This window comes from Mesorhizobium zhangyense (assembly GCF_011045115.1).
Lineage (GTDB): Bacteria > Pseudomonadota > Alphaproteobacteria > Rhizobiales > Rhizobiaceae > Mesorhizobium_M > Mesorhizobium_M zhangyense.
Map to the genome: position 1 here is coordinate 565030 of NZ_JAAKZG010000002.1, position 14127 is coordinate 579156.

The 14127-nt window shown below is 59.5% G+C and carries 9 protein-coding genes and 1 tRNA gene; 4 read left to right on the forward strand and 6 right to left on the reverse strand.

Going from position 1 to position 14127, the window contains the following annotated elements; genetic code table 11:
* Positions 1 to 24 precede the first annotated feature (24 nt).
* Positions 25 to 1749, forward strand: a complete 1725-nt coding sequence (locus tag G6N74_RS06265) for an ABC transporter substrate-binding protein (protein ID WP_165115425.1) — start codon at positions 25 to 27, stop codon at positions 1747 to 1749.
* Between the two features lie 129 nt (positions 1750 to 1878).
* Here G6N74_RS06265 and G6N74_RS06270 read toward each other — a convergent pair whose 3' ends face one another.
* From G6N74_RS06270 to G6N74_RS06280, 3 genes are all read right to left on the reverse strand, one after another.
* Positions 1879 to 2991: a pyridoxal phosphate-dependent aminotransferase gene (locus tag G6N74_RS06270; protein ID WP_165115427.1), complete on the reverse strand. Its 1113-nt coding sequence runs from the start codon at positions 2989 to 2991 to the stop codon at positions 1879 to 1881.
* Positions 2992 to 3151: 160 nt separating this feature from the next.
* Entirely contained in the window at positions 3152 to 6232 is a 3081-nt protein-coding gene (locus tag G6N74_RS06275; protein WP_165115429.1) for an efflux RND transporter permease subunit, read from the reverse strand.
* Positions 6229 to 7434: an efflux RND transporter periplasmic adaptor subunit gene (locus G6N74_RS06280; protein WP_165115431.1), complete on the reverse strand. Its 1206-nt coding sequence runs from the start codon at positions 7432 to 7434 to the stop codon at positions 6229 to 6231. Before G6N74_RS06280 ends, G6N74_RS06275 begins: the two co-directional genes overlap by 4 nt.
* A 159-nt stretch (positions 7435 to 7593) precedes the next feature.
* On the opposite strand from G6N74_RS06280, the gene G6N74_RS06285 reads away from it, so the two are divergent.
* The gene (locus G6N74_RS06285) at positions 7594 to 8142 is read left to right on the forward strand and encodes a TetR/AcrR family transcriptional regulator (protein WP_165115433.1); all 549 of its coding nucleotides are present in this window, start codon (positions 7594 to 7596) and stop codon (positions 8140 to 8142) included.
* A gap of 312 nt (positions 8143 to 8454) precedes the next feature.
* Here the strand turns inward: G6N74_RS06285 and G6N74_RS06290 are convergent, their stop codons facing one another.
* The 3 genes from G6N74_RS06290 to G6N74_RS06300 form a co-directional block, all read right to left on the reverse strand.
* Entirely contained in the window at positions 8455 to 9417 is a 963-nt protein-coding gene (locus G6N74_RS06290; RefSeq protein ID WP_165115435.1) for a tyrosine-type recombinase/integrase, read from the reverse strand.
* Positions 9418 to 9692: 275 nt separating this feature from the next.
* Entirely contained in the window at positions 9693 to 10778 is a 1086-nt protein-coding gene (locus G6N74_RS06295; RefSeq protein WP_165115437.1) for a porin, read from the reverse strand.
* A 115-nt stretch (positions 10779 to 10893) separates the two neighbouring features.
* Positions 10894 to 10984, reverse strand: a tRNA-Ser gene (locus G6N74_RS06300).
* Between the two features lie 468 nt (positions 10985 to 11452).
* Between G6N74_RS06300 and G6N74_RS06305 the strand changes: the two genes are divergently transcribed.
* Together G6N74_RS06305 and G6N74_RS06310 are read left to right on the forward strand one after the other, a co-directional pair.
* Positions 11453 to 12553, forward strand: a complete 1101-nt coding sequence (locus G6N74_RS06305; RefSeq protein WP_165115439.1) for a porin — start codon at positions 11453 to 11455, stop codon at positions 12551 to 12553.
* 390 nt (positions 12554 to 12943) lie between these two features.
* Entirely contained in the window at positions 12944 to 14032 is a 1089-nt protein-coding gene (locus tag G6N74_RS06310) for a porin (protein WP_165115441.1), read from the forward strand.
* The last annotated feature ends 95 nt before the right edge of the window (positions 14033 to 14127 follow it).

Sequence of the window (14127 nt, forward strand, 5' to 3'; positions counted from 1 at the left end):
AAACCTGTTTTGTGGAGGAAACACATGCGACGGCACTTACTGACATCTACGACCGCCATTGTCCTCTTGTTCGGCGCAGGCAATGCCTATGCCGGCATGGACGAGGCCAAGACCTTCCTGGACAAGGAAATCGGCGATCTCTCGTCGCTTTCGCGCGCCGACCAGGAAAAGGAAATGCAGTGGTTCGTTGACGCTGCCAAGCCTTTTGCCGGCATGGAGATCAAGGTCGTCTCCGAAACCATCACCACCCATTCTTACGAATCCGAAGTGCTGGCTCCGGCCTTCTCGGCCATCACCGGCATCAAGGTGACGCACGACCTGATCCAGGAAGGCGATGTCGTCGAGAAGATCCAGACGCAGATGCAGACCGGCCAAAACCTCTATGACGGCTGGGTCAACGACTCCGACCTGATCGGCACGCACTGGCGCTATCAGCAGGTGCGCAACCTGACCGACTTCATGGCCAATGAAGGCAAGGATGTCACCAATCCAGGCCTCGATCTTGCCGACTTCATCGGCACATCCTTCACCACAGCACCCGACAAGAAGCTCTACCAGCTTCCCGACCAGCAGTTCGCCAACCTTTATTGGTTCCGCTACGACTGGTTCAACGACGAGAAGAACAAGGCTGACTTCAAGGCCAAATATGGCTACGACCTCGGCGTGCCGGTCAACTGGTCGGCCTATGAGGACATCGCCGAATTCTTCACCGGCCGTGACGTCGACGGCAAGAAGGTCTTCGGCCACATGGACTACGGCAAGAAAGACCCGTCGCTCGGCTGGCGGTTCACCGACGCCTGGCTGTCCATGGCCGGCAACGGCGACAAGGGTATTCCGAACGGCCTGCCGGTCGACGAATGGGGCATCAAGGTCGACGAAAACTCGCGCCCGGTCGGCTCCTGCGTCGCCCGCGGCGGCGACACCAATGGCCCGGCGGCTGTCTATTCGATCCAGAAATATCTCGACTGGCTGAAGGCCTATGCACCGGCCGAAGCCCAGGGCATGACCTTCTCGGAATCCGGCCCTGTGCCGGCGCAGGGCAACATCGCCCAGCAGATATTCTGGTACACCGCCTTCACCGCCGACATGGTCAAGCCCGGCCTGCCGGTGATGAACGAGGACGGCACGCCGAAATGGCGCATGGCTCCGAGCCCGCATGGCGTCTACTGGAAGGACGGCATGAAGCTCGGCTACCAGGACGTCGGTTCCTGGACGCTGATGAAGTCGACGCCTGACGACCGCGCCAAGGCCGCATGGCTCTACGCGCAGTTCGTTACCTCCAAGACCGTGGACGTGAAGAAGGCCCATGTCGGCCTCACCTTCATCCGCGAGAGCACCATCCAGGACAAGAGCTTCACCGAACGCGCTCCGCAACTCGGCGGCCTGATCGAGTTCTATCGTTCGCCGGCACGCGTCCAGTGGTCGCCGACGGGCACCAACGTGCCGGACTATCCGAAGCTGGCGCAGCTCTGGTGGCAGGCGATCGGCGACGCTTCGTCGGGCGCAAAGACGGCGCAGGAAGCCATGGACTCGCTTTGCGGCGAGCAGGAAAAGGTGATGGAGCGCCTCGAACGCGCAGGCGTTCAGGGCGATATCGGACCCAAGATGGCCGAGGAGCACGATCTCGACTTCTGGAACAAGGATGCCGTTTCCAAGGGCAACCTCGCGCCGCAGCTCAAGATCGAAAACGAGAAGGAAAAGCCCCAGACCATCAACTACGACGAACTGGTCAAGAGCTGGCAGAAGTAAGGACTGAAGCTCCAACGCTCACGCCTCCTTCTCCCCGTTCTTCACGGGGAGAAGGTAAGGGTGAGGGGCTGTTTACACTGAGATATGAAACGAGGCGGCTTCGGTCGCCTCTCTTTCTTTGAGAAGAACTTACCCGTTTCGCGCTGCCGCCAGCGCCTTCGGCAGTTCTTCCGCAAACACATCAAGTTCATGGTCCAAGCCGACGCTGACCCTGATGCAGCGGTTCAGCACAGGCGCCATCGGCTTGCGGATGAAGATGTCGCGGGCGAGAAGGTTCTGCATGACGCGCAGGGCGAAATCCGCATCTGCCTTGCAATCGATAGTCACGAAATTGGTCGCGGAAGCTATCGGCGCCAGCCCGTTGTCGCGGGCGATAATGGAAATCCGCTCGCGCCCCGCCGCGACTTTGCCCGCAACCGACTTAAGATAATCCTGATCGGCAAGTGCCGCCACGCCGGCGATCTGGGCCATGCGGCTGACCCCGTAATGATCGCGGATCTTTTCGAAATCGGAAATGATTTCTTCCTCGCCGACGGCATAGCCGCAGCGCAGGCCGGCAAGGCCGTAAGCCTTGGAGAATGTGCGCATTCTCAGAACGTTGGGGCGCGACACGTCGATCGGCGGCAGTGCCGAAGCCGGACCGGTCTCGCCATAGGCCTCGTCGAGGATGAGCATCGTCGTTTCAGGCAATGCCTCGATGAAGCGCTCGATTTCGGCAGCCTCCCACCACGTCCCCATCGGGTTGTCGGGATTGGAGAGGTAAACCATTGGCGCTTTTTCGCGGCGCACTGCTTCCAGCAGGCCATCGAGGCTTTCGCGATCGTTCTCGTAAGGCACGGTCACCAGACGCCCGCCGCTGGCCGCGACATGGAAGTTGAAGGTCGGGTAAGCGCCAAGCGAGGTGACTACGGCATCACCCACCGAGATGTAGAGCCGCACGACGATGTTGAGCAGCCCGTCAATGCCCTGGCCGACGACGACATTCTTCTGCTCGACGCCGAGATGCTTTGCCAGCGCGACCTTCAGATCGTGATTGTCGGGATCGCAATACATCCACATGTCCGGCGCGGCCTCGTCCATCGCCGCGATGACGCTGGGTGCGGGACCAAAACTGCTTTCATTGGCGCCGATGCGGGCACGGAAATTGCGCCCGCTGGCGCGCTGCTGCGCCTCCGGTCCGACGAATGGAACGGTGGAGGGCAGGGCGGCAATGAGCGGGGTGAGCGGCGGGCGTTTCGGCATGGCGATACTCTTGAATTTCAGGCGTCAATCCGAGCAATTCCAGGAAAAGTGTGTAGCGGTTTTCCGTCCGGAATTGCGTCTAAAAAGATATTTGCCGCCACATAGCAAAAATCCGCGGACTTGCCGCGGATTTTTTATTGGGCCTGCCTGTGCCTATTGATCAGGCGTGCGGCACCGGTTCGGCGGCGGGGGCGTGTTCCAGGCCGTCGCGGTGAACGACGTCCTTCGCCGACAGGAAGGTGTAGAACATCGGCACCACGAACAGGGTGAAGGTCGTGCCGATGAGGATGCCGGAGAAGATCACCAGGCCCATCGAGTAGCGTGCGGCAGCACCCGCGCCTGCGGCGAGGATCAGCGGCACGACGCCGAGTGCCATGGCGGCCGTGGTCATCAGGATCGGGCGCAGGCGCACCTTGGCCGAGGCGATGATCGCAGCACTACGCGACAGCCCATGCTCTTCCCGCTGCTGGTTGGCAAACTCCACCAGCAGGATGCCGTGCTTGGTTATCAGGCCGATCAGCGTGATCAGTCCGACCTGCGTGTAGATGTTCAGCGTGCCAAGCCCGAGATTGAGCGGGATGATGGCGCCGAAGATCGACAGCGGCACCGACATCATGATGATCAGCGGATCGCGGAAACTCTCGAACTGCGCCGCCAGAACCAGATAGATCACGACGACGGCCAGCGCGAAGGCGATGATGATCGTGCTGCCTTGCTCCTTCTCGAGGCGGGACTGGCCGGAATAGTCGGTGAAGAAGCCGGTCGGCAGCAGCGGCCGGGCGATATCCTCGATCGTCTGCAGGCCCGTGCCCGTCGTAACGCCGGGCACCGGCAGCGCCGAAATCGTCGCCGAGTTCAACTGGTTGAACTGATCGATCGATGACGGGGAGGCGTTGGTCGTGATCTTCACCACCGCCGAAAGCGGCACCATCTCGCCCGACATGCTGCGAATGTAGAACTCGCCGAGCTTTTCGGGATTGTTGCGGTACTTGTCCGGCACCTGCGGGATGATGTCGTAGCTGTTGGAATCGCGGTCGAACTGGGCGATCTTCGCGCCGCCGACAAGCAGGCCGAGCGTCGTGCCGATATCGCTGATCGGCACATTGAGTGCCGCCGCCCGGTCACGGTCGACGGTAACGGTCACCTGCGGTGCGTCGAAGTTCAGCGAGTTCTGGACGACGATGAAGCGGCCGGATGCTTGCGCCTTCTGCTTGATCTGTTCGGCGATCTCGTAGACCTGGCTCGGATCGCCGGTCGACTGGATCACCATCGAGATCGGCAGGCCGCCGCCAGCGCCCGGAAGCGACGGCGGTGCAAAGACGAGCGCTTCGACACCAGCCACCTTCGTCAGGCGATTCTGGATATCGGCCTTGATCTCGTTCTGCGACCGGTCTCGGTCGGCCCAGTCCTTCAGGCCCCAGATGGAGAAGGCGCTGTTGGTGGCGCCGCCAAGACCGACGATCGAGAAGTTCACCCGCACTTCGGGCAGATCCTTGGTCAGGTCGCGGATTTGGTCGGTGTAGAGGCTGGTGTATTCCGTCGTCGCATAGCGCGGTGCGGTGACGAGCGAGAACAGCGCGCCTGAATCCTCTTCCGGCGCCAGTTCGCTGGATGTCTTCATGAACATGAAGCCGGTTACAGCGACCAGTGCGATGACGATCATCAAGGTCACCGGACGGTATTTCAGCGAACCGGAAACCAGCCGCTCGTAGCGATTGGCGATGTTTTCGAACGTTCCGTCAACCCAACCCTGGAAACGGCTGTGGCCCGGTTTCAGGATGCGCGCCGCCATCATCGGCGTGATAGTGACGGCAACGAAGCCGGAAATAACCACAGCGCCCGCAAGCGTGACCGCGAATTCGCGGAACAGCGAGCCGGTCAGGCCGCCGGTGAAGGCGAGCGGCGCGAACACGGCGGCAAGCGTGATGGTCATGGCGACCACCGGCGAGAAAATCTCGCGCATGCCTTTGAATGCCGCGTCCATGGGCGACAGGCCTTCTTCCATGTGCCGGTGGATGTTTTCCACAACGACGATGGCGTCATCGACCACGAGGCCGATGGCGAGAACCATGGCCAGGAGAGACAGAAGGTTGATGGAATAGCCCATTGCCAGAAGGATGGCGCACACGCCGATCAGCGAGAGCGGAATGGTGACCACCGGCATCAGCACGGAGCGGAACGAGCCGAGGAAGAGCAGGATGACGACGATGACGATGAGAACCGCTTCGCCGATGGTCTTGAACACTTCCTCGATCGAGGCGCTGATGGTCTGGGTGGCATCGTAGACCATCGTGACGGTCATGCCCTGCGGCAGGCTCGCCTGAAGTGCCGGCAGTTCCTTGGTGACGGCTGCCGCCGTGTCGAGCGGATTTGCCGCCGGCGTCGGGAAGATGCCGATGAAGGTGCCGGGCTTGCCATCGAAATTGACGACGGTGTCGGTGCTTTCCGCGCCCAGTTCAACGTCGGCAACGTCACGCAGACGCACCACGCTGCTGCTATCAGAACGCAGGGGCAGGGCGCCGAAGGCCTCCGGCGTCTGCAGCGTCGACTTCATGGTGATCGAATAGGCGACGTACTCGTTCTTGGTCTTGCCGGGCGCGGCAAGGAAGTTCGAGGAGTTGACGGCGCTCAGCACTTCCGCAGCCGTCAGTCCGCGTGCGGCCAGCTTGATCGGGTCGATCCAGATGCGCATCGAATAGTTCGCCGCGCCCAGAACCTGCACTTCGGCAACGCCCTGGATGGTCGAAACGCGGGGGCGGATAACGCGCTCGATGTATTCGGTGAGCTGTTCCGATGTCATGTTCGGGTTCTGCAGCGCCAGATACATGATGGCGAACTGCTGGCCGGTTCCCTTGACGATCGTCGGGTCTTCGGCAGCTGACGGAAGCTGGCTCTTGACCTGCTGGACCTTGGACATGACCTCGGTGAGCGCCACGTCAGGGTTGGAACCGAGCTTCATCTGCACGGTTACGACGCTGGCCGAGGGGCGGCTCTGCGAGGTGACGTAATCGATGTTTTCCGTCGTCGAGACGGCAGAAGCGATCGGCGCGGTGATGAAGCCCTGGATGAGATCGGCGCTGGCGCCAGCATAGGGCGTCGTGATGGTGATCACGGTTTCCTCGACCTCCGGATACTCGCGCACCGAGAGGTTGAAGATGCCCTGGAAGCCGAGCAGCAGGATCATGAAGGCAACCACCGTCGACAGGACGGGGCGGCGGATGAAGATGTCTGAGAAGCTCATTTTGCGGCCGGCTGAGGTTGCGCCGGATTGGCGGGGTTGATCGTATTGTCGATCGTCACGGGCGTGCCGTTCGAAAGACGGTTCTGGCCGGCGGTCACGATCTGGTCGCCGGCGGCGATGCCGTCGAGAATCTCGACGAGGCCATTGGAACGCCGGCCCGTCTTGATGAAGACCTGATGAACCTCAAGAGCCTCGGTGGTCTCGGCTTCTGCCGCGGGTTTGGCCGCGTCGGTTGCTGCCGCGTCATCGGCTTTTGCCGGCTTTGCAGCCTCTGCCGGGGCATCTGCCTTCTTGGCGGGACGCACGACATAGACATAGTCGCCATAAAGGCTCGCAATCACCGATGTCTGCGCAATTGCCAGGACATCCTTTTCCTCAGGCAGAACAACCTGCGCCTGAATGAATTGGCCGGGGCTGAGCTTGCCTTCGGGATTGGTGATCTCGGCGCGGACAGCGACCAGACGCGAGGTCGGGTCGACCTTGGGTTCGATGCCGGTGATCGTGCCTTTGAAAGGCATATCGTCCGAATTGACGCCGAACTTGACGGGCTCGCCGATCTTCAGCAGATCCAGCTGCTGTTCGGGGATCGAGAAATCCGCACGCATGGTCTGAAGATCCTGGATCGTCGCGACGATCGTTCCCGGCGCGAGATACTGTCCGATATCGATCTTGGGGATGCCCATCGTGCCGGCAAATGGCGCCCGCAATTGCTTCTGGTCTACCACGGCCTGGAGCTTGGCGACCTGCGAAGCCGAGGCCTCTGCGGCGGCGCGGGCAGAATCGACATTGACGTCCGTGCCGACACCGCGCTTCTGCAACTCGGCGGCGCGATTGAGCGTCACCTTGTCGAGCGCTGCTTGAGTCTTGCCAGCTGCAAGATCAGCCTGCTGGACGGCATCATCGAGCTGAATGAGGACTGCGCCGGCCTTGGTCTGCTCGTTGGCCTTGAACAGGATTTCCTTGATGATGCCGGCGGCTTCCACGGTCAGGTCTACGCCTTGCGAGGCGTTGACGGTGCCGATGGCCTCTATGCCGGGCGTCCAGTCGATCGGTTCCACCGTCGAGGAGGAGACGGTGACCTTGGCAACCGGCATATTGGCGAAAAACTGCTGGATCGCGTGATCCCGGAAAAGATTCCAACCGACGATGCCGCCGCAGACCAGCACAAGGAGTATGAATGCAATAATGAAGCGCTTGATCATGGATGGCACCAGGCGTGAGATGAGCGTGACGTTTAAAAATTCCGTTTCAACCAACGCGCTAAACCAAAATGCGAAGTTTGAAAACTGCGGGCTGTTTACTGTACCGTCTGGACGGTATTGTCAATTGCGTTATATGGACCCTCGGAGAGGATTTCCCAGATGACGAACGGCAAAATGAATTCCCGACAAAAGATATTGGCTGCGGCCGCGGAGCTGGCAGGTGAAGTGGGGCCGGGCCATCTGTCGCTGGACGCGGTTGCGCAGCGTGCGGGGGTCTCAAAAGGCGGACTTCTCTACAATTTCCCCAGCAAGGCCAAGCTGCTCGAAGCTCTGGTGGAGCAGCATCTGAGCGAGTTCAATGCCGCCCTGGAGGCGAAGGAAAAGCAGTGGGAGGGGCGGCCCAACAGTCTGGGGGCTGCCTATCTTGAACTTTTCGTGACCGACCTGGAACAGCGCCAGCCGCCGCCGTCGGGCTTGCTCGCAGCGATGGCGGAGGATCCCGGTTTCCTGACGCCGATAAAGCGCTTCAATCGCACGTTGCTCGACCGGCTCAAGGCAAGCTCAAGAAATGAAGCCAACGCGCTGATCCTCTTTCTTGCACTCGAAGGGATGAGAAGCCTCAGGCTTTTCGATATCGATGTCTTGTCGCCCGTCGAGCAAGACGCAGTGATTGCGTCGTTGGGGGCAACTTTGGAGAAGGGCGATTGATTTGGGGGCAGGGCTGACACCGCATGCCCGAACATAAAAGAATGCGGAGGGCCAAACGCCCGCTGTCGTCGTCCTTCATCGTTTTCTGATTATCCGCCGACATTGCAGCCCAGACCGCCTTGATCTCGTCGTCCGAGCGCATGGTCGTCATGGTTTCATCGCTATAGAACAGCTTCATCATCATTTCATAGGAAATGACGAGCGATGCTGAAAAGGCACGGCTAAACGGGCTCGCTATCTGCGGCAAGCAGTGGCTCTACCGCCTGACAACGATCAACGCGTCAGTATGTCAGGCGCTAAAGGCAGATTGGCCTATTTCCCTGCGGCCTTGGTCTTGCGCGGACGAAGGCGATCACGGTCGAGTACGACCACGCAGGAATCCAGATCGTTCGTCGCGAGATGCGCATAACGCATTGTCATCTGCAGGGTCTGGTGACCAAGCCACATTTGTACGCGGCGGATATCGATACCGCCCTGCACGAGGCGCGACGCGCATGTGTGGCGCAGGATATGCGGCACGACCTGTGTGTCGGTTCCGAGGCCGACTTCCGCCTTCGCATCATTCCATATGGCGCGGTAGCGAACGCCGGTAAGCATGGAGAAGGGGCCTTTCAGGCCCTCGGCGCTGACGTTGACCGATTCTTCGGCGCGGATGGTCATGGGGATGGTGCGGCTGCGTCCGGATTTGGTGATCCAGAAGCTTACCCGGTGTTCCTGGATGTCGTTCCAGATCAGGCCGAGGGCTTCGCCCAGGCGGCAGCCGCTGTCGACCAGAAACAGGCTGAGCCGGTAGCTGTCTTCGCAGCGTGCCTTGATGGCGCCGAACAAGCGATCTTCCTCGTCGTGTTCGAGGAAGCGGATGCGTCCAGCCCGCTCTTTCTGCCGCCGAAACTCCGGCAGGCTGTGGATATCCCCCATCTGACTCGCCTTTCGCAGCAATTTGCTGAGCGCAGCCATCTTCCTGTTGATGGTTGCGTTGCTGTTGCCACGCTCGCGTAGCTTGCCGACAAGGTCATCGAGAGTGCTTTGGTCGAAGGTGCTGAAGCGCTCCCCGAGCAAAATCTCATTCAACTCGCCTATGAAGAAGGTGACGTTGTATTTGTGGTTTCCGTCTTCCCACAGAATATTTTTGTATTTTTCGAAAAGCTCGGCGAGCGAAAAGGTGCTCACGACATTGAAAGGATTGGCATTAAAGGTCGGACTCCCTCCATAACTCGTCGAATACGAGACGACATGGCTGGAGAATTCGCTTTTCGCGCTTTCCTGTGTGCTCACTTTTCAGTCCCCAAGTCGATAGTGACCTATGGTCAATATCCCGCCCATATGCTGCTAAACATATTTCGCGGGACGTTGGAAACCCTATTTCTCGAAACGGAACGAAATTCCGGAAATTCATACCGGTGAATTTCTCCGATCCTTACGTCAACCCCTTGCGATAGTGCAGTTGTCTCCCCTGTCTTCCGGCCGCCCGCCAACGCTTCATTTCAAGAAAAAAACGGCCCGGGACCGAAAGACCCCAGGCCGTCTACTAGGTTTTTAAACCAGTCGCATTAGAAGTTGCGCTGGAAGCGGATCATGCCGCCGAAGCCGTCGCCGAGCTTCGTGCCGTTGTAGCTGTGCCAGGAATTCCAGGCGATTTCCGGGGTGATCTTGAAGCCCGGAACGAGCTCGTAAGCCACGTTGGCAACGATCGCGGTATCCTTGTTGTCGGCATAAGAAGCCTGCAGATTAAGGGTAGCCTTTTCGTTCAGCTTGGCCGACGCACCGCCCCAGACTGCCCACTTGCCACCCCAAGGCTTGTAGAAGTTCTGGCGCAGAGTAGCTGCGTCGTCAGTGCCGTAGCCGGCCATCACGAAGAGCGAGATGGTCTCGGTTGCGTTGACGTCCAAACGAACCTTGCCGGCCCATTCTTCATAGACCGAGTCGTAACCGACGACGCCGGACACGCCACCCCAGCCCTGCGTGTAAGCAGCGCCGACGACCACATGCGGAACGTAGGAGTCGATCGTGTAGCCACCATTGCCTTCTTCGAGAGCTACAGCAGCCGAGAAGCCGTTGCTGCCCTTGTAGGTGTATGAAATCTGGTGCGTATCATAAGGACCAGACATGATGATGTCGTCCTCGATCACGCCGCCGGCATAACCAACGAGCGTCGTGAACAGCGAATCGGTCTTACCGATGCGGAAGCCACCGAGTTCGATGTAGGCGTGGTTCATCTTGGCAACGGTGCCACCAGCAGTGGTGAAGCCGCCCGGAGCCGAGGTATCGTAGTCGAAGTTCAGGTGGAAATAGCCGCGCAGGGTGCCGAGTTCGGTTTCCGAACGGGCGTCGAGCTGCAGAGCAGCGCGGGCGCGCTTGTAGTAGGTGTCGTTGAAGCCGTCGCCCTGCTTGTCACGCACGTCGATCAGGCCGCCGTAGCCGCCTTCACCAGCGCGGATGTCGTAACGGACATAGCCGCCGACGCGCAGGCAGGTTTCGGTGCCCGGGATGTAATAGAAGCCGGCGCCGTAAACGTCGCAGACGCGGACATATTCCATGGGTTCCGGCTCGGCGACGACGACAGCGTCGGCCGCGCGGGCACCGGATACTGCAGCGAGGGCCGCAGCGGAGCCGAGAAGCAGGCTCTTAATGTTCATTTTCTGACCTCCAGTCAGAATCGAAAAAGGAGGTCGAAAAAGAACGCTCACGCCGAAGCTTGAATCTTCTAATCAACTGAAAGGATTGGGGAAATTTGAGAGCAGTGCTGAGCACTGGCGGAGAGGATGGGATTCGAACCCACGAGAAGCTTTTGACCTCTACTCCCTTAGCAGGGGAGCGCCTTCGACCACTCGGCCACCTCTCCGTTGGGTCGCTGGATAAAGAAAAGGACGCGCGCACGCAATAAGGAGAGACGCTGTTTGATGAAATAAAGACCGGCAATCGGAAAACGGCCCGCCTTTATATATGCAAGAGACGGGTGATCAGCTTCGGCATGCCCCGTCGCGGTGTTTTGCGAATCGTGACGAAGCCTCGGCATGGCGTTTCCCTGGATTCCCATGGTTCCCTGGCCTTCCACGGAGTTGAGAAGTTAATGAGACCTTTCCGTGGGGTATCAAATCGTGTCATTTGTGCCACAGCGTTACGGGATCACACGCCAGGAGCTGTTGCAGGCATACGATCGTGGTTGAACGGCGGCGCACGGTGGGTAATGTCAGATTCGAGGAAGGGGCGAACGTTCGTGTCTTTTTCAGTATTGGGGATGGGGCAGGGAAGCTGTCCTTCAGCAAATAAAACCCAGACCCGTTTTTTAACTTTGACTGGAGGTCAGAAAATGAACATTAAGAGCCTGCTTCTCGGCTCCGCTGCGGCCCTCGCTGCAGTATCCGGTGCCCGCGCGGCCGACGCTGTCGTCGTCGCCGAGCCGGAACCCATGGAATATGTCCGCGTCTGCGACGTTTACGGCGCCGGCTTCTATTACATCCCGGGCACCGAAACCTGCCTGCGCGTCGGCGGCTATGTCCGTTACGACATCGGCATCGGTGAAGGCGGCTACGGCGGCCTGATCGATGTCAATGACAAGCTTGATGCGCTGAACGGCGAGACGAACTTCAACGACACCTACTACAAGCGTGCTCGCGCTGCGCTGCAGCTCGACGCCCGTTCGGAAACCGAACTCGGTACCCTGCGCGCCTACATGCACCTCAACTTCGATTGGGATAGCTTCATCGACGGCAACAACGACAGCAACGCTGGCGGTACGACGGCCAAGATGAACCACGCCTACATCGAACTCGGTGGCTTCCGCATCGGTAAGACCGATTCGCTCTTCACCACGATGACCAACTATGCCGGCGGCGTGATCGAAGACGATCTGAACGGCGGTTATGGTCCGTTCGACACCCACCAGATCGCTTACACCTACACCGGTGGCAACGGCTTCTCGGCTGGCGTGGCTCTCGAAGAAGGCACGGGCGACTACACGATCGACTCCTACGTTCCGCACGTGGTCGTCGGCGCTGCTTACACGCAGGGCTGGGGCGGCGTGTCCGGCGTCGTCGGTTACGACTCGGTCTATGAAGAATGGACCGGCAAGGCTCGCCTGGACATCAATGCGACCGACACCATCTCGCTCTTCATCATGGCTGGTTACGGTTCGGACGACAACGTCACCCGCAGCTTCTACAAGACCTGGGGTGGTAGCTGGGCTGTCTGGGGCGGTGGTACTGTCAAGCTGAACGAGAAGGCTGCGTTCAACCTTCAGGCACAGTATGCCGACAACAAGGACGCTGCTGTAATCGCCAACGTGGCTTACGAGCTCGTTCCGGGCCTGAAGATCACGCCGGAAGTGGCCTGGAATTCCTGGCACGATGACGACGGCAACAAGCTTGGCGACGGCTTCGGCGGTTTCCTCCGCTTCCAGCGCAACTTCTAATCGGCTCCAAAGCTGATTTGAGGAAAACCCGGCGGGCAACCGCCGGGTTTTCTTTTTGTGGAACATCTTAAGTCGGATATCGAATCGCCGGCTGCTTCCATTGCGCAGTTGCCAGATGTTCGCTCGATGATGAAATTGCGGGCATTTGCCTGCATGCCGGGCTTCATCCGTTAACAGAAGATGAATCTCATCCCCGATTTTGTGTCTTTTCCATCACAGCGGCGAATCTCAATTCGCCTCCGCCAGCTAAAATCTTGAGTCGCAGTTGAATGCCGGACGAAGTTGCGCGAAAGCTGACTGCAACAGGCGTGTTATTCCTGTCGACTCCGTCCGGGTGGGCTCCCAACGAAACCCGGGCTGGACTTAATGATTTTGATTGGAGAGCGGAAAATGAACATCAAGGGCCTTCTTCTCGGCTCCGCTGCAGCCCTCGCAGCAGTCTCTGGCGCCCGTGCGGCTGACGCTGTCGTCGTCGCCGAGCCGGAACCCATGGAATATGTCCGCGTCTGCGACGTTTACGGCGCCGGCTTCTACTACATCCCGGGTACCGAGACCTGCCTGCGCGTCGGCGGCTATGTCCGTTACGACATCGGCATCGGCGAGGGCGGTTACGGCGGCCTCAACAACGTAAACGACAAGATGGGCGATGGCCTGAACGACACCTATTACAAGCGCGCCCGCGCCTCGTTGGAACTGGACGCCCGTTCGGAAACCGAACTCGGCACCCTGCGCGCCTACTTCCAAGTTCATTTCAATTGGGACAATGGTGTCAACGACGCGAACGATAGCGTGGCTGGCGGCACCGATGTCGAAATGGAGCATGCCTATATCGAACTCGGCGGCTTCCGCATCGGTAAGACCGACTCGCTGTTCTCGACCTTCACCAACTACGGTGCGGACGTGATCGAGGACGATCTGAACGGCGGCTACGGTCCCTTCGACACCCACCAGATCGTCTACACCTACACCGGCACCAATGGCTTCTCGGCGGCGGTCGGCCTCGAAGAAGGCACGGACGACTACACGATCGACTCCTACGTTCCGCACGTGGTCGTCGGCGCTGGCTACACCCAGGGCTGGGGCGGCATCACAGGCGTCGTCGGCTACGACTCGGTCTATGAAGAATGGGCCGGCAAGGTTCGCCTGGACGTCAATGCAACTGATACCATCTCGCTCTTCATCATGGCTGGCTACGGCACTGACGACAATGTCACCCGCAGCTTCTACAAGACCTGGGGCGGCAACTGGGGTGTCTGGGGCGGCGGTTCAGCCAAGTTGAACGAGAAGGCTACCTTCAACCTGCAGGCACAGTATGCCGACAACAAGGACGTGGCGATTGTCGCCAACGTGGCTTACGAGCTCGTTCCGGGCCTGAAGATCACCCCGGAAGTGGCCTGGAATTCCTGGCATGACGACGTCACCAAGGAAAAGCTCGGCGATGGCTTCGGTGGCTTCCTGCGCTTCCAGCGCAATTTCTGATCGGCTTCAAAGCTGAACGCGAAAAACCCGGCGAGCAATCGCCGGGTTTTTTGTTGGATAAAAATATGTTGCAATAGCAATAGTTTACGTGTCCA